Here is a 22,804-nt window from a genome sequence, read left to right as displayed (position 1 = left end):
AAATTAAATTTGTTTTAAAAACCCTATTGAAGGGGCAAAGAAAGCAGAGCCCATATCGGCTTGGGTAAAATCAAGCCAGTGGTCGTAGCAATCCCCTTCCCCTAAACGACTATTAAGTACTTTTTCAAACGCGGTGCCCGTACAAGCGCATGTAATTGATAACATTCCCTGCTCATACACGTCGCCATAAGGCATGCTTTGATTTAATAGTAGCGGTTGTCCGTGTTCGTCTTTTAGCTCACTTCGCGAAGCATGGCTGGTTTCGACCGCTGGGGTAATTAGCGTGTTATCAAGACGCGTACGTCCCATTATTTGCTCTTGCTCACTCAATGATAAGTGCTGCCACATAGTTAAATCATGTTTATAACGTTGAACATGAATATAACTCCCCTGATCTTCAAAGCTACCAGGGTTGCTGATTAAAGCCGTAGCGCGCTTTTTTCTTCCATGTGCGGTGTCGCCACCATAAATAAAACCGTTAAAATCACGACCATCTAAAAAGCGAAAATTCCGAATTTGCTCCACCAGCTCTACATCGGGGGCAAATAATTTTAAAATTTGCAGCGCAAATAAATGGTTAACATCTTCACGGTCAGAGCGAATTTGCACAAATAAATCGCACGGTTGTACGCTCATTTGGTGATCGCTATGGGTTATATTGGGAAAGCTCTGTAATTCGCTTGGAATGTATTCAGGGAGGATATGCGGCCAGTATTGCGCACCAATAGCAACCATACAAGAGAGCATTGATTCTGAAAATTGATCGCTAAACTCTTCTTCTATAGCGCTTACTTGTTTTAACTTTGCGCGAAGTGATTCGTCTTGACCATCAAACACATTAAAAAATAAGTGCAAACCGTGTAAGTTTGCTTCAGCACAAATCCCTGATTGCGCTTGCGCCATTGTTATTCCTTAGTTTTACAGATAAAAACACAGCGAATAACAAATTAATTACGATTCGAAAAAATTCACCGTGTGAGGTTTTATTTTTATTATAACCTGATCATTATTTTCAAATGACTGGCCATATTGTGCAGCAACTTCAATTTCTTGTTCATCAATAACAAGCGAATAAACATACGCCGAACCAATAAAGCGACGACTTATGATTGTAGCTCGCTTGCTGAATTTGTCACTTTGGTTATCTGCCACTAATTCTATTTGATGAGGGCGCACATATATAAGCCCTGCACTTACATTATGCTTACTCTCAACATAAGATTCGACTAAACCAAATGGTGTTTTATATTCAGTTGCGGTTAACACTTCTGCGCTTAAGTATATGCCCTGACCCAGAAACTCTGCAACCTCCTTTGAACACGGAGCTGCAAAAAGCTGCTCAGGCGTGCCTTGTTGCTCAATTTTACCGCGATGCATAATGGCAAGTGTATCTGAAAACGCAAACGCCTCTTCTTTTGAGTGTGTAACAAACACAGCAGATACTTGTGTTGCCTTAATAATTCGACGTATATCGGCGATTAGTTCAAAGCGTACTTGTGTATCAATGTTTGAAAAAGGCTCATCAAGCAATAACAAACTAGGTTTATAAGCTAATGCACGAGCGATAGCGACGCGTTGCTGTTGGCCACCCGATAACTGATGTGGAAACCTGTCAGCACAGCCAATTAAATGTACAAGCTTAAGCATTTCATCAACGCGTTGCTGCTTTTGAGCTTTACTCATTTTACTAAGCCCAAATGCGATATTATTTGCCACCGTTAAATGCGGAAACAACGCATAATCTTGAAACATCATGCCGATGTTACGATGCTCAGGTGAGACAAACGATTGCTCATCACTCACTAATTTACCGTCTATAAAAATAGACCCTTGCTTGGCTTCAATTAAACCTGCAATCGCTTTTAATGTGGTTGTTTTGCCGCATCCACTCGCCCCGAGTAGGCAAACAATTTCATCTTTACCCACTGTTAAATCTAAATCGTGAATAACCTTTGTGCCGTTATAGTGATAGCTCACGCCTTGTAAAATTAAACTACTCATTTAACTACGCTGCTCCATAGAACGATTAATAAAGTACAAAGGAATAAACCCAACAATAACAATAAATAATGCAGATATTGAAGCAAGCTCTAATTGCTCATCACTCACATACTGAAATACATGAGTAGCTAAGCTTTCAAAATTAAACGGTCTGAGCAATAGCGCAGCTGGCAACTCTTTCATACATTCAATAAATACCAATAAGGCAGCAGTGAGTAACCCTCTTCGCAGTAAAGGTAGATGCACTAAACGCAGCGTTTGCCCTTGGCTTTTACCCATTGATTGGCTTGCCATATCAAGTGATGGACTAATACGTAAAAAACTCGACTCAATTGCTCCGTGTGCAATGGCGTAAAACCTAACAATATAAGCAATAATAATAGTAAGAATGCTACCTGTAAGCAGTAAGCCAATGTCTAAGTTATACTTCTCGAGCGCTGTGTTAATGGTGTTCTCTAATAATGTAAGAGGTAATAAAACCGCAATAGCGAGTACTGTGCCAGGCAACGCATAACCCGTGCTTGCTAAGCGCCCAGGAATAAGCGGATACGCTTGCTTTGCAACACGCTGATAAAAAACCACAAAAACACTCAATGTAATCGTTATAACACTTACAACCCCTGCCACTTTTAAACTTTGCCAAGCGTAACTAAAAAACTCTACATCCCATGCTTTATCAAAGTAGGTAATGGCGTAATTTATAAGTACTGCAATAGGAATTACAAAAGCGATAAGTAAAATAAAGCTACAAAATGCCGTTCCGAGCCAAGCAGACTTTCCTTTTAATACATAGAGAGATTCGCTATTTACACTTGATTGGCGCTCAAATACCGCTTGGTTTCGGCGACTAAAACGCTCTGCCATTAATGCTAAAAATAACAGCAGTAACATCACACCCGATATTTTAGCGGCCGCTGTAAGTGAGTAATAACCAAACCACGTATCGTATACGGCGGTTGTTAATGTACTTACGGCAAAATAACTCACTGTTGCAAAGTCGGCCATGGTTTCCATACTAATAAGTGCAAGGGCCGCCACAATTGCCCCACGAGAGAGTACTAAGCTGACTTTAAAAAAGCTTTGCCCAGGAGATAGCCCCATTAACTGACTAGCTTGTACTAATTTGAATGACTGCTCGCGAAGGGCTGTTTTAAAAATTAAAAATAAATACGGGTAAAGTACCAAGGCAATCATAACTATGGCGCCGGGTAATGTTCGTATATCAAAAAACCAATAGTCGTTAGGTGATTGCCAGCCAAACCATTCTCTCAATGCTATTTGCACCGGGCCCGCATAATCTAATAAATCAGTGTATACATAGGCAATAATATAGGTGGGCATAGCAAGGGGTAGTATAAGTGCCCATTCAAACTGTTTTTTACCCGGGAAACTACAGTAAGCCGTTAACCACCCAAGTGGCAAAGCTATGGCGCAGCTAAGGACGCAAACACCTAAAACTAACAATACGGTATTGGTTATGTAATCCCAAAGCACGGTATCCCACAGGTGAGAAAACACCTCAGAGCTACCTTGTAGAGATTCAAAAAGAAGAAAAAACAACGGGGCCGATAGTATTAAGCCAGTCGACCACGCAAAGAGCTGCCATTTAGACAGCTTAAATTTATTAGTCATTAAAGATCGAACTTCACCTCATCAATTAGCTTAAGTGCTAACGGACGATATTTACTAATCTCATCAAGTGGCAAGCTGTCTTCTTTAAAGCTACCCCAAGAGGCAACCAAAGTTGATAATTCAACACCCGACTTAACTGGATACTCCATATTTAATGAGGCATACATGTTTTGTGCTTTGCTGTCGGTCATATATTCTATGAGCTTTAATGCATTTTCAGGGTTTTTAGCGTATTTGGTAATAACCGCACCCGATACATTTATGTGTGAGCCACGATTAACTTGATTCGGAAAGTTAATATTTACGGCCTCTGCCCAACCTTTTTGTTCTTTATCTTCTAGCATTTTGCCAAGGTAGTAACTATTACCTAATGCCAAGTTACATAAACCTTCTTTAACAGCTTTAACTTGAGCACGATCGTTACCTTGAGGCTTGCGCGCTAAATTAGCCTTAACACCTTCAAGCCACTCTTTAGTTTGCGCTTCACCATGGTGTGCAATCATAGAAGCTACTAAACCTAAATTATATGGATGTTTGCCAGAGCGCGTACAAATTTGTCCTTTGTATTTAGGGTCTGCTAAATCTTCATAAGTGAGCTTAGGTAACTCACCAACTCGCTCTTTTGATGAATACACATTACGCACTCGCTTAGTAAGCGCAACCCATTGGCCATTACCGTCACGAAAGGCAGCTGGAACATTATTATTTACACTGTCACTTTTTATAGTTTGTGTTAATTTTAAATCTTCTAATTGAATAAGCGCACTAAAGTTAGAGGTTAATACTAAATCAGCTTTACTGTGCTTGCCTTCGCGTTTAACACGCTCAATTAGCCCTTTTTTAGCAAAAACAACATTGGTTTTTATGCCTGTTTGCTTTGTAAAGTCTTCTAAAATTGGCTGAATTAAAAACGGTTGACGAAAAGAGTAGATGTTAACAACATCGTTTGCAAAGACTGGTGCCGATGCAACTACCCCTAAAACAAGTGCAAATACTTTCTTCATTATTCCACCTAAATAACTGTTATTATCAACGAATTCTACCGTGCTCATTCTAAAAGTGCACACTTTAAATAAATGTAAATATGTAAATAACGCCCAAAAAGGAAATACGGTGTAAGAGATGTCTTACGGATGTGACAGCTAATGAGTAAAAAACAAGATAAAAAACAACCTAAAAACAGTTAAATCTATGAGTAATATGAAATTTATTTTTGTTGCTATTGCAAAAACACTAATTGAATGTAGTTTTATCTCTATTTTAGTTGCTGTATTGCACTATAATTTACACATCAACCAAGCAATGACGCTTATTGAGTAAAAGGAAATGGACTGCTTACTCAACCAACCAATGATTAGGTTATCAGGACAACACGGATTTTAGGACAGGCTCAGGATGAGTATCACAACGCAATGTTGTAAAAAGGACAGCGTCAGGAAGATGCGAAAAGGATAACAACAAGGCTAAGTTGTTCAACAGGATGTTGAAGGAATAAATGGACAGGCCTTTAAGGCAACACAAGGGATTGGTTAAAACAAGGATACACTAGGAAGTGTAATTAAGGATTTGGTAATAGTATTTACCCTACAGGATGTTTAGGAATTAAAGGATACAGGCCCGGATGGTCTACATTACATAGAACTAAAAAGTAATATAGTAATAAACATGGATTAGTGAAAATTGGAGTTGATTAAGTTCAATTGCAGGATGCAGAAAATTAGAAGATTCCGCAAGCGCGCCTAGAGATAGAGCGCGCTTTTCTTTGCCTAAAATTTGGGTGAGTAAAGCACTGAGCAATTATCACAAATCTTTACTGAGTAATATCGCATCACAGCCAATCAATGCTAAGACCTTAAAATACTTTATTAATGTTTTAAATTTCGCTAAGTTTTTTATTAATTGCGCCGATAACTAAATAACGCAAGGATCATAAATACTCAATGGATATGAATTTTAAAACATCTCAAAATAATACCTTTTTATGTAAAGTATCAGACGCAATTACAGCAAAACCAATTGGTGTTTTTAGTGCCCGAACTCCCGACGAAAATCCCTATAAAGCTTTATTTAACCCCAAAGGTTATAACTTTTTAAATATGCCAATGAGTGAGTTTAAAAATATACTTAACGAAATTATTCAGTTAGAACGCGACATTCGTATTAGCAAGTGGGGTGAAGGTGCTCGACCTGATGAGTTTAGTTATCAACTTAATAGAATAGCAGACGCAATTGCAACGACTCAATTTAATGGCAAAATAGACATTAGCTGCTACTTTTTAAAACGAGTTGAAGAAGCAAAAGAAATGATTGGTGCAGACTGTATCTCGTTTATTCAAGTGCATAATAGTATAAGTCAATTGTATAATACTGTTTTACAATTAACATCTGAAGAAGGCTTCAGAGCAATTCAAAATAAAGCACTTGCTCACTTAAAAAATCAGCAAGCATTTGCTTAACTTCGTAAAATTAACCTTCTAGCGGTCGGCCTTTATTGCGCTTACCCAATAAATACGCATCACGAAACTTAATAAAATGCTGCTCTAATTTTGTCGATGCATCCATTTCGCCCGCAAGTGCTAATACCATAATAGCCACTTCAGCGGTGCCTAGTTGATGTGCATGAGGGGCTACACGTAATCGGTAATCAGATAGTTTATCAGCAGTAACAGAAAGTACAGGCAAGTTATCTAAATAAGGGCTTTTGCGAATCATTTTTTTAGCTTCGCGCCACGTACCATCTAAGAATATAAATAGCGGCTTTTTACCTGATTCAATACTCACTTCTGTAATGGCTCTGCCCTCTTCTACATCTTCTGCGGGAAAGACGACCATAGGCTGATACTGCGAATCACTTATTAAAGCTAAAAGAGCGGGGTTAGGATCTGTTCTATCCCATCTAAATGCGTGGTTATCTGGCACTATTTCAGCAATTAAACGCCCTGTATTAGAAGGTTTAAAGCTTTCATTATGATACATCAGTAAGCATACAGCGGCCTTACAATCTGCATGCTCAACACCTTTACAAATACAGTAGTGCTTAGCAATCAGGCATTGTTCACAGCGATCTAATTTACCGCCTCGAGCATTAAACTCTCGACGAGATTCACTTATTTGTTGAGCGCGTAATGCTAAAACTGAGTTTTTCACTGTATTTACCTTCAATTAATTAAGCGCGCATTGTAACGACTTCTTGTTATTTAATCTTATATTTATCTAGGTTAAAAATAGACATAAAAAAACCCAACCGAAGTTGGGTTTTTCAAGCAAATACTAAAAAGTTAAATTACTTCTTTTTAGCTGCTTTTTTGTTTGGTAAATCAGTGATTGAACCTTCAAAAATTTCAGCTGCAAGGCCGATTGATTCATTCAATGTTGGGTGAGCATGAATTGTAAGCGCTAAGTCTTCTCCATCAGCACCCATTTCAATACCTAAACCGATTTCGCCAAGCATTTCGCCTGCGTTAATACCGATCATAGCACCACCGATTATACGGCCACTTTCTTTATCAAAGATAAGTTTAGTAGAACCTTCAGTACGAGCAGATGCAATTGCACGACCAGATGCTGCCCACGGGAATACCGCAGTTTCAACTTTTAAGCCTTGCTCTTTTGCTTCTTTCTCAGTAACACCTACCCAAGCGATTTCTGGGTCTGTGTACGCTATTGAAGGAATACATTTAGGGTCGAAGAAATGTTTCTGACCAGAAATAACTTCTGCAGCAACATGACCTTCATGAACCGCTTTATGCGCAAGCATAGGTTGACCAACTAAGTCACCAATTGCAAAAATATGGCTTACGTTAGTACGTAATTGCTTATCAACATTAATAAAGCCACGCTCATCAACGTTTACGCCCGCTTTTTCAGCATCAAGTAAGTTACCGTTTGGAGTACGGCCAACTGCAACTAGTACTTTGTCGTAACGTACTGGTTCTGCTGGTGCGTTTTTACCTTCAAACGTTACGTATAAGCCGTCTTCTTTAGCTTCAACACCAACAACTTTAGTTGAAAGCATTACGTTGAATTTTTTGCTTACGTATTTTTGGTAAATTTTGATAATGTCTTTATCAGCTGCTGGTACTAATTGATCAGCAAATTCTACAACATCAATTGCAGAACCTAGCGCACGGTAAACCGTACCCATTTCAAGACCGATAATACCACCACCAAGTACAAGTAGCTTTTCTGGTACGTCTTTAAGTTCTAATGCACCAGTTGAATCAATTACACGGTCATCTTCTGGGATGAAAGGTAAGTTAACTGGTTTAGAACCTGCTGCAATAATCGCGTTATCAAACGTGATAGTTGTAGCGCCGTCTGCGCCTTCAACTACTAAAGTATTGCTGCCAGTGAATTTGCCGTATCCAGATACAACTTTCACTTTACGCATTTTGGCCATGCCTTCTAGTCCACCAGTTAACTGGCCAACTACAGAATCTTTCCAAGTACGAACTTGGTCAAGATCGATTTTTGGTGCGCCAAAAGTAACACCGTGAGATGACATTTCTGCTGCGTCATCAATCACTTTAGCTACGTGTAAAAGTGCTTTAGAAGGAATACAACCAACATTAAGACATACGCCACCTAATGTTTCGCGAGATTCTACTAATGTAACTTCTAAGCCCAAGTCAGCAGCACGGAAAGCCGCAGAATAACCACCAGGACCACCGCCTAGTACAACAACTTGAGTTTTTAATTCGTTGCTCATGCTTTTACCTTAATTGTTTGAACGGGACACTGCCCTAAAATTTAACTGCCATGTTTCTGCAAGGCAGAAAGAGTGAGCAGCGCACAAAGTGATGCAATTCGTACAAAGATTGTATCATTGCAAATGGTAAAAATCCCAGCTAAAAACAACTGGCTGGGATTTGATTCTATTTATTTTATTGCGTATACCAATTTTACTAAACTGGTTACATCACCAACTGGCGAATATCGCTCATGTAACTTGCAAGAGTCACAGTAAAGCGTGCAGCTAATGCTCCGTCAATAACCCTATGGTCGTATGACATAGACAGCGGAACCATTAGTTTTGGTTCAAACTCTTTGCCATTCCATTTAGGTTTCATTTCAGATTTAGATACACCTAAAATAGCAACTTCTGGCGCATTAACAATCGGCGTAAATGCCGTACCGCCGATACCGCCAAGGCTAGAGATAGTAAAACAGCCGCCTTGCATATCAGACGATGTAAGCTTACCGTCACGTGCTTTAACAGATACTTCCATTAGTTCACGTGATAATTCAATAATGCCTTTTTTATCAACATCTTTAAACACTGGCACTACTAAACCATTTGGCGTATCAACAGCAACACCAATGTTAATGTACTTCTTAAGAATTAAACTTTCGCCGTCGTTAGACAGTGAAGAATTAAATGTTGGGAAGTCTGCAAGTGCTTTAGCTGCTGCTTTCATCACAAACACAAGTGGTGTGATTTTAACGCCAAGCTTTTTCTTTTCGCTAAGTGCATTTTGCTCTTTACGGAATACTTCAAGGCTTGTGATATCAGCTTCATCAAACTGTGTAACATGTGGGATTTGTACCCAGTTACGGTGTAAGTTTTTACCTGATAGCTTTTGAATGCGAGACAGTTTTTTCTCTTCAATTTCACCAAATTTAGCAAAATCTACTTTAGGCCATGGAATAAGACCAAGCTCACTACCACCTGCACTACTACCTGCAGATAATTGACCAGATTCAACTTGCTTAACTAAGTTTTTAACGTAGTTTTGCACGTCTTCTTTAACTATACGGGCTTTGCGACCAGTGCCTTTAACGTTAGCTAGGTTAATACCAAACTCACGCGCTAAACGGCGAACAACGGGTGATGCATGAGCATACGCGCTGTTCTCTGTGAAGCTTTCATTACTTGCTTTTGCAGGTGCCGCTTGAGCCGGTGCTGACTCAGTTTTAGCCGCTGCTGCAGGTGCTGATTTTTCAGCTGGCGCACTGCCTGCAACTTCAAATACAAAAATTAATGAACCAGTCGATACTTTATCGCCTGCAGCTACTTTAATTTCTTTAACTGTACCTGCAAATGGAGCTGGTACTTCCATTGCAGCTTTGTCGCCTTCAACGTTTAAGATTGATTGATCTTCTGAAACCGTATCGCCAACGGCAACCATAATTTCAGTTACTTCAACTTCATCGCCACCAATATCAGGTACATTAACTTCTTTAGTGCTTGGTGCTGAACTTGCTGTTGAGCTCTCAGCTGGCGCTTCTACAGGAGCCGACTCTTTAGCCGGTGCTGCAGATTCACTTCCTGCTACTTCAAAAACAAACACTAACGAGCCAGTTTTAACTGTGTCGCCAGCGGCTACTTTAATTTCTTTAACTGTGCCGGCAAATGGAGCTGGAACTTCCATTGCTGCCTTGTCGCCTTCCACGTTTAAGATAGATTGCTCTTCTTCAACAGTGTCACCAACAGCAACCATGATTTCAGTTACTTCAACTTCATCATCTCCAATATCTGGTACCGTTACTTCTTTAATAGAAGAACCTGTAGAAGCAGCTGGTGCTGCATCTTCAGATTTGGCTGGAGCAGCGGCTGATGTATTTTTCTCATCAGTGCCTTCACTCTCGCCTTCAAACAAAAATACTAAAGAGCCTGTTGTAACGGTGTCTCCAACGTTAACTTTAATCTCTTTTACAGTCCCCGCTTGAGAAGCAGGTATTTCCATTGATGCTTTGTCGCCTTCAACATTTAGTAATGATTGGTCAACATCTACTTTATCGCCAACGCTTACTAATATTTCAGTTACTTCTACTTCATCGTCACCAATATCAGGTACTTTAATTTCAATACTCATTGCAAACCTCTTATGCGTACAGTGGGTTAAGTTTGTTAGTGTCGATGTTGAACTTTTTAAGTGCTTCAACAACTACTGACTTCTCAACTTCACCGCGTTTAGCAAGTTCAGATAACGTAGCAACAACAACGTAGCTTGCGTTAACTTCAAAGTGACGACGCAGGTTTTCACGGCTATCAGAACGACCGTAACCATCTGTACCTAACACTTTGTAGTTGCTGCTTGGAATGAATGAACGCGCTTGTTCTGCGTAGTTTTTCATGTAATCCGTTGCTGCAACAGTCACAGAGTCGTTTAATACGCTTGTGATAAATGCTGTTTTTTGCTCGCTTTCAGGATTAAGCATGTTGAAACGCTCAACATCTTGACCATCACGCGTTAGCTCATTGAAAGATGTTACTGAGTAAACATCTGATGCAATACCATATTCTTCGCTTAAGATTGAAGCAGCTTTGCGCACTTCAGTCATAATAGTACCTGAGCTTAATAGCTGTACGTTGGCTTTTTTACCTTCGTAACTTTCAAGCTTGTAAATACCTTTACGAATACCTTCTTCAGCGCCTTCTGGCATAGCTGGCTGATGGTAGTTTTCGTTCATAAGCGTTAGGTAGTAGTAAATATTTTCTTGGTCGTCACCGTACATACGACGAATACCGTCTTGTACAATAACTGCAACTTCAAACGCGTAAGTTGGGTCATAAGAAACACAGTTAGGAACCGTGTTTGCAAGAATGTGGCTGTGACCATCTTCGTGTTGTAAGCCTTCACCATTTAGCGTTGTACGACCCGCTGTAGCACCTAATAAGAAACCACGTGCTTGTTGATCGCCCGCCATCCATGCCATGTCGCCAACACGTTGGAAACCAAACATAGAGTAGTAAATGTAGAATGGGATCATTGGTAAATCGTTAGTGCTGTATGAAGTTGCAGCAGCAACCCATGACGACATTGCACCTAACTCATTGATACCTTCTTGCAATACTTGACCTGAAGTTGCTTCTTTATAGTAAGAAACAATATCACGATCCTGTGGCGTGTAGTTTTGGCCATGCGGATTGTAAATACCGATTTGACGGAATAAACCTTCCATACCAAATGTACGCGCTTCATCTGCAATAATTGGTACGATATTTTTACCAATGCCTTTATCTTTTAATAAGATATTAAGTGCACGAACAAAGCCCATAGTAGTAGATATATCACGCTTTTGCTCTTCAAGTAGTGGCTTAAATGCATCTACTTCTGGCAACGTAAGTTTTTCACTAAAACGTGGGATACGCTTAGGTGTGTAACCTTTAAGCTCATCACGACGCGCATGTAGGTACTTGTACTCTGGTGAACCTTTTTCAAGCTCTAGGTATGGTAATTCTTTTAATTGCTCTTCAGATACTAAGTCATCAAGACCAAGGCGTGAACGTAAATGTGCAACATGCGACATGTCCATTTTTTTCACTTGGTGCGCAATGTTTTTACCTTCAGCGGCTTCGCCCATGCCGTAACCTTTTACAGTTTTAGCAAGAATTACAGTTGGACGACCTTTTGTTTCTTCTGCTTTTTTAAATGCAGCAAATAGTTTTGATGGCTCATGACCACCACGCTTAAGCGCAAAAATTTCGTCATCTGTCATATCTGCAACAAGGGCAGCTGTTTCAGGGTAGCGACCAAAGAAATGCTCACGCACGTATGCACCATCTTTAGCTTTATAAGTTTGGTAATCGCCATCAATTGTTTCGTTCATCAATTGTAGTAATTTACCTGTTGTGTCTTTAGCAAGCAGAATATCCCAACCGCTGCCCCACACTAGTTTAATTACGTTCCAGCCAGCGCCTTTAAACAAGCCTTCTAACTCTTGAATAATTTTACCGTTACCCATAACTGGGCCGTCTAAACGCTGTAAGTTACAGTTAATTAAATAACAAAGGTTATCTAGTTTTTCACGTGCAGCAAAAGAAATAGCACCACGTGATTCTGGCTCATCCATTTCACCGTCACCTAAAAACGCATATACACGTTGGTTTTTAGTGTCTTTTAAGCCACGACCATCTAAGTATTTTAAGAAGCGTGCTTGATAAATTGATGAAATAGGACCTAAGCCCATTGATACCGTAGGGAACTGCCAAAACTCAGGCATTAACTTAGGGTGTGGGTACGATGGTAAGCCTTCGCCATCAACTTCTTGGCGGAAGTTATCTAGTTGCGCAGCCGATAAACGACCTTCAACAAATGCTCGTGCATAAATACCTGGAGAAATATGACCTTGGTAATAAACTAAGTCACCACCGTCTACATCATTTGGTGCTTTAAAGAAGTGGTTAAAACACACTTCATAAAAAGCAGCAGATGATTGGTAAGACGCCATATGGCCGCCTAAGTCGAGATCTTTTTTAGATGCACGTAGAACGATCATAATCGCGTTCCAACGTATAATTGAACGAATACGACGTTCAAGATTTACATCACCTGGGTAAGCAGGCTCTTGATCTACAGGAATAGTATTAACGTAGTTCGTGGTAATACCCGTTGGCATATCAACGCCGTCTAAACGGGCTTGCTCTAATACTTGCTCAAGTAAAAACTGAGCTCGTTCAACACCTTCTTCGCGCACAACTGATTCAAGAGCTTGTAACCACTCTTGTGTTTCTAGCGCGTCTACGTCAATTTTATTGACTTCAGACATATGGAGGTTTCCTTATGTTTAAAATACGAATATTGTTAATTTAATATCACAGCTACTTAATTTGTGTGTTCAAAGTAGTTATGTACTAACTTAATTTTGTTTAGTGCGTCTTAAACTACGTTCAATTCGCGAATGTTCTTTGCCTGCTTCAAGTAGTGCTTCTTCGATAAATGCTAAGTGCGCATTACTTGCTAAACGGGCTTGTTCTGGATTACCGTCAATAACGGCATCCATTAATAAACGCCTGTGTTGGGCTAACTGACTGCTAATATCTGACTTTTTTAATAGAACAGTTAAATTTTGCAATACATTTTGCTCAAGCAGCGCTTTCATACCTCTAACTAAATGCAGTAACACCACATTGTGCGAGGCTTCTGCCACGCTAAAGTGAAATGCATTAATTGCTTTTGCTTTTTGCTGTAAATCATCATTAACTAAGGCAATTTCATCAAAGCTTTGTTTTACTTTGCTAAAATCGTTGCTGGTCCCGCGCAGTGCTGCGTAGTAAGCAGCAATCCCTTCTAATGCATGACGAAATTCGAGTAAATCAAACTGCGACTCAGGGTGCTTACTAATCAAATCAAAAAGTGGATCAGTAAGCCCTTCTTCGAGCTGATTTTTTACAAACGTGCCGCCACCTTGGCGACGCGTAACTAAACCTTTCGCTTCTAATTTTTGAATTGCCTCACGCAGTGACGGGCGAGACACTTCAAACTGCTTTGCTAGTTCACGCTCTGGTGGCAACTTTTCACCTGGTGCTAACGAGCCTTCAAGAATCATATTCTCAAGTTGCTGTAAAATAACATCAGATAATTTTGCTGCTTTAATCTTTAAAGACATGAATCAACGTCCGCGTTGTATAAATACCAAGAGCCCATAAAACGGGGCTTTAAGTAGTATGATTTACCCAAAAGGTAAATTGGTCATACCAAAAATTTTCAATACGGTATCAAAAACACTATTAGCTGTCAATTTACAGGTAGTTTGAGCAATTAAAGTAGCGTAACGCATTTTGAACGAAGATCAAACAATGCGCAATTTGCAAAAATTGTTATAACGTATTTGGGATGAAAACAATTGGTCTGACCAGAATGAATTAGAATATTAGCTCTATTTTATTGAATTTAAAAACTGCAGGAAGAGATTAAAGCACCTTACATTGCATAAGGTACTTTATTAAAAAGGCATCAACTTAAGACAGCCCACCAAATAATGTAAGCAACGCTATAAGTACTAAGTAAAATAATACATTGCGCTTAACAAGTTTAATCATACACGTGGCTTCGTAGGTACAGCCGTAATAACGCTTTTCAACTTGCTCTGCAGCAAGTGCAGTACACGTTACTACTTCGCGATTTGGAGATTTAAAGTTAAGTACGTAACGTAGCCAACAACTTGTGCCTTTATTAAAGTTACCTATTACTAAATAACCAAAGCTGGTGATGCGTGCAGGCAACCAGTCAAGCCAGAACAGTAGTTTATGTATAAGTTTAAAACGCTTAGCAAATATTACTTTATGATCATCTCGTACTAAATCAGCTAAAGTACGTACCAGTGCATATAAAACCGCGCCTGGCGCACCTAAAACAACAAACCAAAAAATCACCGCACAGTAAAATCTAAAGTTTACCCACGCCAATGTTTGCCCAAAGGTTTCGCCACCCTCTTGATCATCAGTACGCTTTTGACCTATTTGCAACGCATATAAAGATGCAGCAGTACCGTCATCTCGCGTTAAGGCATTTAAGTACGACTTATATAAAGCACGCTGCTTGGCACAACCAAAGCAAACCAAAAGCACGGCAATATTAATAGCTAACTGCCATAGTACAAAATCAGATAAACAATAAATAAACGCTATTGCTATTACTGGGAGTAAAAGCCAAATTAAAAAACCCGGTGCAGAACTAAATAAGCCTTTGTCACCTAGTAGCTTACTAGAGCGATTTAAATAACCATTTGTGTAATAGCTTATCTGCCAGTAATTAGACCGAGCCCCTAAACGCTCCAGTATTAATGCAATTATTATAGAAACTAAAATCATGGGAATAACTCTCTTAACTTAGTTGTTCAAGCATATTAAAAAACAATGGCCAATTAAAGCTACTGCCAGGATCGGTTTTACGTCCCGGGGCAATATCGCAATGGCCAACAATACGCGAAGGGGTAATTTTTGGATAGCGCTGTATTATAGATTTACTAAGTGTAGCTAATACTTCGTATTGCGCTAAAGAGTATGGCGTGGTGTCGGTACCTTCAAGCTCAATGCCAATGCTAAAGTTATTACAAGCTGGTACGCCCTCAAACTTAGATTGGCCAGCATGCCAAGCACGCTTTTCAAAAGGCACGTATTGTATAACCTCACCGGTGCGCTTTATAAAGCAATGGGCCGACACACGTAAATTTTTTAAGTCACTAAAACTCGAGTGAGCATTACAGTCAATACTACCCATAAATAACTCATCAACAAAAGAGGTACCAAACTGCCCTGCTGGCAATGATATATTGTGAATAACCAATAAAGAAATATCAGCCTCATCAGAGCGTTCATCAAAATACGAACAAGGCCGCTGCGCTACAGTACTTAAAACACCGTTTAAATCTATTTTCATGATACGTTTATTATATAAATATCAAGATATACATAGCACTGATGCTAAAGGATTTATTAAAACAATGATAGTAACAAACAGGTATAAAACCCTACCTGCAAATAATTCAAACCCACACGTAGGTACTAATTTACGTCCGCTCATATAACGTAAATTTTGAAATTAAAAGCGAGGTATAAAACCTCACCTACAGATAATACAAACCTACACGTAGGTACTAATTTACTATACGCGCTTATCTTTATATTGGTGAAAAGGCAATCCCTTCTCTTTCTTTTATAAACATAGTAAAATTTGCTTAATTTATTAACGCTTATGAGCATTCCATGTCTATTTCGCACACTCTTATTACTCAGCTTGTTACTCTAGCACTTGACGAAGATTTAAATTATCAAACCGCACAAGAAGGCGATATTACCGCGCAATTGATCCCTCAAAATGAGCAAGCAAACGCCAAAGTAATCACCCGCGAAGACTGTATTTTTTGCGGAAAAGACATCATCATTGAAGTATTTAAACAAGTAGACCCAAGCGTTAAGGTTAATGTACTTATTAATGATGGCGACGCAGTTAAAGCAAACAGCACATTATTTACAGCCACTGGTTCAGCTCGTTCAATATTAACTGCCGAGCGCACTGCACTTAACTTTGTGCAAACGTTATCGGGCACAGCCACTACTACAGCACATTATGTAAAAGAGCTAAGCGGCACAACAACGCAACTACTCGATACACGTAAAACCATACCAGGTCTGCGCGCTCTTCAAAAATACGCAGTAAAATGTGGCGGGGGTGCAAATCATCGTATTGGTTTATTTGACGCATTTTTAATTAAAGAAAATCATATAGCGGCTTGTGGCACAATAAACAAAGCAGTAGCTCAAGCTAAACAAAATCACCCAAACAAACCTGTCGAAGTAGAAGTAGAATCACTCCCAGAACTTAAGCAAGCAATTGAAGCTGGCGCCGACATAATTATGCTAGACAACTTTAGCGTAGAGCAAATTAAGCAAGCTGTAATTTTAACCAATAAGCGCGCAAAACTAGAGGTTTCAGGCAATATGACCCTAGAAACGCTCAAAACTTATTCACAAGCAGGTGTCGATTTTATATCAAGCGGAGCATTAACAAAAAACTTACAATCAATCGATTTATCGATGCGTTTTGAGTGATTTTAAAGCAATAATGGGTAATTAATACCGCTAATTAATTGACAAGTTAAGTAAAAAAGCATTAAATAACCCAAAAGGCTTACTTTGTAACAAATTGTTAAATAAAATCGCTTTTTTATAAGAAGATACGTGCTAAACACTAAAATAAAATGGTAGACTAATTCTGTTGTACTATTTTATTAAAAAAGGTAGTCATAAATAACTAGTGCCTTTAGTTTTTAAAGACATAATTAAAAACTAAAGCAACTAAACTACTTACTTTATGCCTATACTATTTGCTGCTACAACATGTAGTGCACTTAGTAAACTTTTATAATTAGTACTAAACATAATGAATCCACATTCGGCTTTTGTGTTTCATACTCTAAAGCTAAAGTGTAATAAAATTAATTTTAAGTAAAACTGTAAAGTAAATCAGTTAAATTAAGTGAGGCATTTGCCGCTTAAGTGATTTAAGTTACAAAAATCTATCCTTTAGGAGAGGAAACATGAAAACAATGACTCAAAAACAACAGGGTTTCACCCTAATTGAATTAATGATTGTAGTAGCAATCATCGGTATTCTTGCTGCAGTAGCGTTACCACAATATCAAAATTACACAGCTAGAGCACAAGCAGCTGAAGCAGTATCTTTAGCAGCAGGTTCAAAAACTGCAATAGCAGAGTTTTACCAATCTAATGGAAGTTACCCAGCAGCAACTACGGCTCCAAAACATACAGAATTATCAGTAACAGGAACTTATGCAAGTTCAGCAGTTACGGCTGCTACTGGTGTTATTGTGGTAACCATGAATACCACAGATGTCTCATCAAAACTACAAGGGAAAAAGTTTACATTTACCCCTGATCTTACAAATAATGCATTCAAGTGGACTTGTACAAATAACCTTGCAACTGGTGACGAAAGTATCGCACCTAAAGGCTGTACAGGAACAACAACTCCTTAATAGTATTAATAGAAAGAGGGGTTCTACCCCTCTTTCTGATACACTCGAAATCTAAGGCTACTTCTTAACCTACTAATACCAGTAACTGTCTTGAAATCCTAAAGTAACAAAAAACCTGTAGTCAAAAGAAAAATCAAACTATTTTTGAGGCTTTATATTGTGGCAAAAAAGCAAGAAAGCAAGGGCTTGGATACTTTTCAATGGGTCGGTGTAAGTGCTCGTGGTAAGAAGCTGGAAGGAGAGTTGACAGGAAATAGCATAGCACTTGTTAAGGCTCAGCTTCGTAAACAAGGCATAACACCTTCTAAAGTAAAGCGTAAGGCAAAGCCTCTTTTCGGTATTCAAAGCGTACAAAAAGTCACCCCTAAAGATATTGCTTTAGTTACTCGGCAAATAGCAACCATGCTAATGGCAGGTGTACCTCTTATACAGGCAATTGAAATGATAGGCTCTGGGTCTTCCAATAAAAGTGTATCCAAATTAATGGAGACTATTGCTGATGAAGTAAAAGCGGGCCAACCATTATCTACAGCTCTTAGAAAACACCCCCGCTATTTTGATGATTTATATTGCGACTTAGTTGCATCAGGCGAACAATCTGGCGCACTCGATAGAATTTTTGACCGTGTCGCAATTTATAAGGAAAAGTCTGAAGCATTAAAATCAAAAATCAAAAAAGCAATGTTTTACCCTGTAGCTGTTCTAGTGGTAGCACTTATTGTGACTTCTATATTACTTATTTTTGTCGTACCACAATTCCAGGATATCTTTAATGGTTTTGGTGCTGAACTACCTGCATTTACTTTATTTGTAATTGGTATATCTGAATTTATGCAAGCATATTGGTGGATGATACTAATAGCGATTGTCGCTTTTGGCTATACCTTTAAAGAAGCTAAATTAAGAAGCTTAAAGCTCAGAGATGCAACTGATCGGTTAATATTAAAAATGCCTATTGTGGGTATGATCTTAAATAAAGCCGCAGTTGCTCGTTATGCACGAACCCTTTCGACCACGTTTGCTGCTGGTGTGCCACTTGTTGATGCGCTTGACTCTGCCGCAGGCGCTTCAGGTAATGCTGTTTATCGTTATGCCATTTTAGATATCAAAGCAGAGGTTAGCTCAGGTAATCAGATGAACTGGGCTATGCGTAACTCTAAAATATTCCCTGATATGGTTATACAAATGGTCGCGATTGGTGAGGAATCTGGCTCACTAGACGGCATGCTTGCTAAAGTAGCGACTATTTATGAGCAAGAAGTTGATGATGCAGTAGATGGCCTTTCAAGCCTGCTTGAGCCACTTATCATGGCTGTACTTGGCGTACTTGTTGGTGGTTTAATTGTTGCGATGTATTTACCTATTTTCCAACTTGGTGCTGTTGTTTAATTATCAAAAATAACAATTTACAAGAAATAAAAGAGAGGCTTACTTTTTGGTAAGGCATAGCTATTAATGTCTTCTCATTTACTCTCTTTCACTTCTCTTTGTGATGAATACTTCACTTAATTTTTAAAAGAATTTTCAGGTAATATGATGCAAAGTATTATTGAAGTAATGCAAAGCCAATTGTGGTTTTATTTAACCACCGTTGGCTTAGTCAGTTTGTGTATTGGTAGTTTTTTAAATGTGGTTATTTACCGCTTACCGCTGATGATGCAACGTGAGTGGCAAAGCGAATGCAGACTACTGTTGGAAGATGAACTTACAGCTAATAAATCTAAACAAGCCAATATCAATAAGCCTTTTAACTTAGTAAAACCCAATTCTACCTGCCCTAAATGCAAAACTGCCATTAAGCCTTGGCAGAATATTCCTATTATTAGTTGGTTAATACTTAAAGGTAAATGTGCAAGTTGCAGTAATCCTATTTCGGCCCGATACCCTGCTGTAGAGCTAATTACTGCCCTATTAAGTTTAATTGTTGCCTACAGCTTTGGTACGACCGAGCAAGCCCTTTTATATATTTTTGTAACGTGGACTTTAGTAGCACTGACCTTTATTGATATTGACCACATGTTACTGCCAGATCAACTTACACTTCCGCTTGTTTGGCTTGCACTTATTACCTCGGTAATGGGTTACACAATTACACCTACCGATGCCATTATTGGCGCAGCTTGTGGTTATTTAAGTCTATGGAGTGTGTTTTGGCTATTTAAGTTATTAACCGGTAAAGAAGGCATGGGTTATGGCGACTTTAAACTACTCGCTGTATTTGGTGCTTTACTTGGCTGGCAGTCATTACTTACTATTATTCTGCTTTCGAGCGTAGTGGGTGCCATTATAGGTATTGCGCTGTTGAGCATACAAGGTAAAGACAAAGCGACCCCTATCCCTTTTGGCCCTTATTTAGCGATAGCAGGCTGGATCACAATGCTTTGGGGCAACCAAATTCAAGGCACTTATTTTAATTTAATTGGTTATTAAAATGAGTGAGCAAATTACTAAAGTAAACAGCTGGGTACTAGGTTTAACTGGTGGTATTGGCTGTGGTAAAACGGCCATAAGTGACATGTTTGAAGGGCTTGGTATTACAATAGTTGATGCCGATATAATTGCGCGCGAAGTCGTACTCCCTAATAGCAAAGGGCTAAAAGCGATTACAGCCCGCTTTGGCAAAGATATTTTATTGCCAGATGGCACATTAAATAGATCAGCGCTGCGCGCAAAAATATTTACTAACAACAGTGACAAAGAATGGCTTAATGCGTTGCTACACCCTCTTATACGGATAAAAATACTAAACGATTTAAATAATGCAACTAGCCCTTATGTTGTTTTAGTAGCGCCTTTATTGTTTGAAAACAACCTTGATAAATATTGCGACCATACCTTACTTATTGACGTACCAACCTCTGTACAAATAGCGCGTACAGCAAAACGTGACAACACAAGTAGTGAGCAAGTTAAAAGTATTATTGCCTCGCAAATGTCACGTGCCGATAAGCAGCAAAAAGCGGATGATATTTTAAATAACGACCGTAGTTTAAACCTAGTGCATATAGAACTTGTTGATCTTCATAAAAAGTACCTACAATATGCATTACGCAACAAAACTAACTCACATTAACACAGTCCTAACTCACACAAACTCGTATTTTAGTTAGTAAAATCACAACAAAGAATGAAAGGTGATGTAATCACCTTCTTTTTTCTGATAAATTGCTTACTATTGAAGGAATAAAACAGGTGCGCAATGAATATTAACTCACCGTTATTGAGAAAATTTATAACCCTTGGCCGCATTGATGCCGACACGGTTAAAAACAAACAAAATGAATTTGCCTCAACAGCTGAGCTTATTTCTAAATGTGGAAAAATCGATAGTAAAGATTTAGCTGAACAATGTATTGATTTGTTTCGCGTACCTTATTTTGATTTAAAAGACTTTGATCCTACAAGAATCCCGGCCGACCTCGTAAAAGAAAAACTCATACGTAAACATCACATTTTACCGCTTGTTCAAAAAGATCGAAAAGTTTATATAGCAGCATCAGACCCAACAGATTACGGCGCATTCGAAAACTTTGAGTTTAGTACCGGTCTTTCATGCGAAATTGTTGTTGTTGATTATATTCAACTCGATACCAAAATTGAGCAGTTGCTAGATGCCACTGGCAGCTTAAATCTAACTGATGACGAGTTTCAAGAATTTGCTGATTTAGATTCAGAAAGCCAAAGAGATACAGCACCACAAGATGACGACAAAGATGATGCGCCTATCATCGTATATATCAACAAAATTTTAATGGATGCCATTAAAAAAGGCGCCTCTGATTTACACTTTGAACCGTATGAGCACAAGTACCGTATTCGCTTTCGTATTGATGGCATTTTGCATGAAGTGGCAAGCCCACCTAATACATTAGCAACCAAGCTTTCTGCGCGTATTAAGGTTATGTCGAGACTCGATATTGCCGAAAAACGCAAACCACAAGATGGTCGTATAAAGCTAAAAATTACTGAACGCAAAAGTATCGACTTTCGTGTAAGTACCATGCCTACCTTGTGGGGCGAAAAAATAGTAATGCGTATCCTTGATTCATCAAGCGCTATGTTAGGCATTGATGTATTAGGCTATGAGCCTGAGCAGAAAAAGCTCTACATGGATGCGCTTGCCCAACCTCAAGGGATGATACTAGTAACAGGGCCAACGGGTTCTGGTAAAACAGTATCGCTATACACAGGCTTAAATATATTAAACCAACCTGAGCGTAATATTAGTACTGCGGAAGATCCGGTTGAGATTAACCTTGAAGGTGTAAACCAAGTACAAATAAATATTAAAGCCGACATGACTTTTGCCAACGCACTGCGCGCATTTTTACGTCAAGATCCTGATGTAGTTATGGTAGGTGAAATACGTGACTTAGAGACCGCAGAAATATCAATAAAAGCGGCGCAAACAGGTCACTTGGTTTTATCAACATTGCATACAAACTCAGCGCCGGAAACAATCACTCGTTTATTAAATATGGGTGTACCCGCTTATAACGTAGCAAGTTCGATTAGCTTAATAATAGCCCAGCGTTTAGCGCGTCGCTTGTGCCCTAAATGTAAAACGCCAGAACAACTTCCGAGTGAAGAACTTGCTCGCCAAGGATTTAGTGCCGAGCAAATTGAAGAAATGACGTTATATATGCCTAAAGGGTGTGATAGCTGTACTGATGGTTACAAAGGGCGTGTGGGTATTTACGAAGTAATGCAAATTACTCCTGAAATTGCCCAAATTATTATGCGCGGTGGTAATTCGCTTGAAATAGCAGAGGTATCACTTAAAGCCGGTTTTAATAATTTACGTTTATCGGGTTTACGCAAAGCAGCCGATGGCCTTACATCCCTTGGTGAAATAAACCGCGTAACCAATTTTTAAAGGCCCACAGTAAAATATATGAGTCTCTAGCTTTAAGCTTAGAGCTAGAGACTCATATTTAAGTAATGTAAT

General features: G+C 39.0%; 18 protein-coding genes. 7 read left to right on the top strand and 11 right to left on the bottom strand.

The features are described from left to right. Positions 1–3: 3 nt before the first annotated feature. From H5120_RS16865 to H5120_RS16850, 4 genes are read right to left on the bottom strand one after another with little or no spacing between them, the layout of a single operon-like run. Positions 4–903 carry a Dyp-type peroxidase gene (locus H5120_RS16865; protein WP_002957754.1) on the bottom strand — a complete coding sequence of 300 codons (900 nt, stop codon included), beginning with the start codon at positions 901–903 and terminating at the stop codon, positions 4–6. Positions 904–951: 48 nt separating this feature from the next. Continuing rightward, entirely contained in the window at positions 952–2,001 is a 1,050-nt protein-coding gene (locus H5120_RS16860; RefSeq protein WP_182193971.1) for an ABC transporter ATP-binding protein, read from the bottom strand. Beyond that, positions 2,002–3,633: an iron ABC transporter permease gene (locus tag H5120_RS16855; RefSeq protein WP_182675575.1), complete on the bottom strand. Its 1,632-nt coding sequence runs from the start codon at positions 3,631–3,633 to the stop codon at positions 2,002–2,004. It abuts the gene before it with no gap. Beyond that, positions 3,633–4,637, bottom strand: a complete 1,005-nt coding sequence (locus tag H5120_RS16850) for a Fe(3+) ABC transporter substrate-binding protein (protein ID WP_182675574.1) — start codon at positions 4,635–4,637, stop codon at positions 3,633–3,635. The genes H5120_RS16855 and H5120_RS16850 overlap by 1 nt, the downstream gene beginning before the upstream one ends. A gap of 936 nt (positions 4,638–5,573) precedes the next feature. On the opposite strand from H5120_RS16850, the gene H5120_RS16845 reads away from it, so the two are divergent. Further along, the gene (locus H5120_RS16845) at positions 5,574–6,089 is read left to right on the top strand and encodes a hypothetical protein (RefSeq protein WP_182675573.1); all 516 of its coding nucleotides are present in this window, start codon (positions 5,574–5,576) and stop codon (positions 6,087–6,089) included. A gap of 10 nt (positions 6,090–6,099) precedes the next feature. Here H5120_RS16845 and H5120_RS16840 read toward each other — a convergent pair whose 3' ends face one another. From H5120_RS16840 to ampD, 7 genes are all read right to left on the bottom strand, one after another. Continuing rightward, complete coding sequence (locus H5120_RS16840) at positions 6,100–6,780, bottom strand: tRNA-uridine aminocarboxypropyltransferase (protein WP_182675572.1); 681 nt, start codon at positions 6,778–6,780, stop codon at positions 6,100–6,102. Between the two features lie 136 nt (positions 6,781–6,916). After that, complete coding sequence (gene lpdA, locus H5120_RS16835) at positions 6,917–8,341, bottom strand: dihydrolipoyl dehydrogenase (protein ID WP_002957761.1); 1,425 nt, start codon at positions 8,339–8,341, stop codon at positions 6,917–6,919. Positions 8,342–8,546: 205 nt separating this feature from the next. Then, the gene (gene aceF, locus H5120_RS16830) at positions 8,547–10,448 is read right to left on the bottom strand and encodes a pyruvate dehydrogenase complex dihydrolipoyllysine-residue acetyltransferase (RefSeq protein WP_182675571.1); all 1,902 of its coding nucleotides are present in this window, start codon (positions 10,446–10,448) and stop codon (positions 8,547–8,549) included. Between the two features lie 10 nt (positions 10,449–10,458). Then, entirely contained in the window at positions 10,459–13,125 is a 2,667-nt protein-coding gene (gene aceE, locus H5120_RS16825; protein ID WP_182675570.1) for a pyruvate dehydrogenase (acetyl-transferring), homodimeric type, read from the bottom strand. Between the two features lie 90 nt (positions 13,126–13,215). Continuing rightward, positions 13,216–13,965 (bottom strand): pyruvate dehydrogenase complex transcriptional repressor PdhR, encoded by a 750-nt coding sequence (pdhR, locus tag H5120_RS16820; protein WP_002957764.1) that lies wholly within the window; start codon positions 13,963–13,965, stop codon positions 13,216–13,218. 352 nt (positions 13,966–14,317) lie between these two features. Next, the gene (gene ampE / locus H5120_RS16815; protein ID WP_182675569.1) at positions 14,318–15,169 is read right to left on the bottom strand and encodes a beta-lactamase regulator AmpE; all 852 of its coding nucleotides are present in this window, start codon (positions 15,167–15,169) and stop codon (positions 14,318–14,320) included. A gap of 13 nt (positions 15,170–15,182) precedes the next feature. Further along, positions 15,183–15,737 (bottom strand): 1,6-anhydro-N-acetylmuramyl-L-alanine amidase AmpD, encoded by a 555-nt coding sequence (gene ampD, locus H5120_RS16810; RefSeq protein WP_182675568.1) that lies wholly within the window; start codon positions 15,735–15,737, stop codon positions 15,183–15,185. A 326-nt stretch (positions 15,738–16,063) separates the two neighbouring features. On the opposite strand from ampD, the gene nadC reads away from it, so the two are divergent. The 6 genes from nadC (at position 16,064) to pilB (ending at position 22,732) form a co-directional block, all read left to right on the top strand. After that, a complete protein-coding gene (gene nadC / locus H5120_RS16805) occupies positions 16,064–16,909 on the top strand; it encodes a carboxylating nicotinate-nucleotide diphosphorylase (RefSeq protein ID WP_182675567.1) in 846 nt (281 codons plus the stop codon). A 488-nt stretch (positions 16,910–17,397) separates the two neighbouring features. Then, on the top strand, positions 17,398–17,856 hold the full coding sequence (locus H5120_RS16800; RefSeq protein ID WP_220487123.1) for a pilin: 459 nt from the start codon (positions 17,398–17,400) through the stop codon (positions 17,854–17,856). 159 nt (positions 17,857–18,015) lie between these two features. After that, positions 18,016–19,245 carry a type II secretion system F family protein gene (locus H5120_RS16795; RefSeq protein ID WP_182675566.1) on the top strand — a complete coding sequence of 410 codons (1,230 nt, stop codon included), beginning with the start codon at positions 18,016–18,018 and terminating at the stop codon, positions 19,243–19,245. Positions 19,246–19,392: 147 nt separating this feature from the next. Continuing rightward, a complete protein-coding gene (locus H5120_RS16790) occupies positions 19,393–20,286 on the top strand; it encodes an A24 family peptidase (protein ID WP_182675582.1) in 894 nt (297 codons plus the stop codon). A 1-nt stretch (position 20,287) separates the two neighbouring features. Then, complete coding sequence (gene coaE, locus H5120_RS16785; RefSeq protein WP_182675565.1) at positions 20,288–20,929, top strand: dephospho-CoA kinase; 642 nt, start codon at positions 20,288–20,290, stop codon at positions 20,927–20,929. A 126-nt stretch (positions 20,930–21,055) separates the two neighbouring features. Beyond that, on the top strand, positions 21,056–22,732 hold the full coding sequence (pilB, locus tag H5120_RS16780) for a type IV-A pilus assembly ATPase PilB (RefSeq protein WP_182675564.1): 1,677 nt from the start codon (positions 21,056–21,058) through the stop codon (positions 22,730–22,732). Positions 22,733–22,804: the final 72 nt, after the last annotated feature.

This window comes from Pseudoalteromonas sp. SR43-2, assembly GCF_014163885.1.
GTDB classification, from domain to species: domain Bacteria; phylum Pseudomonadota; class Gammaproteobacteria; order Enterobacterales; family Alteromonadaceae; genus Pseudoalteromonas; species Pseudoalteromonas distincta.
This window is presented reverse-complemented; position numbering and strand designations above follow the sequence as displayed.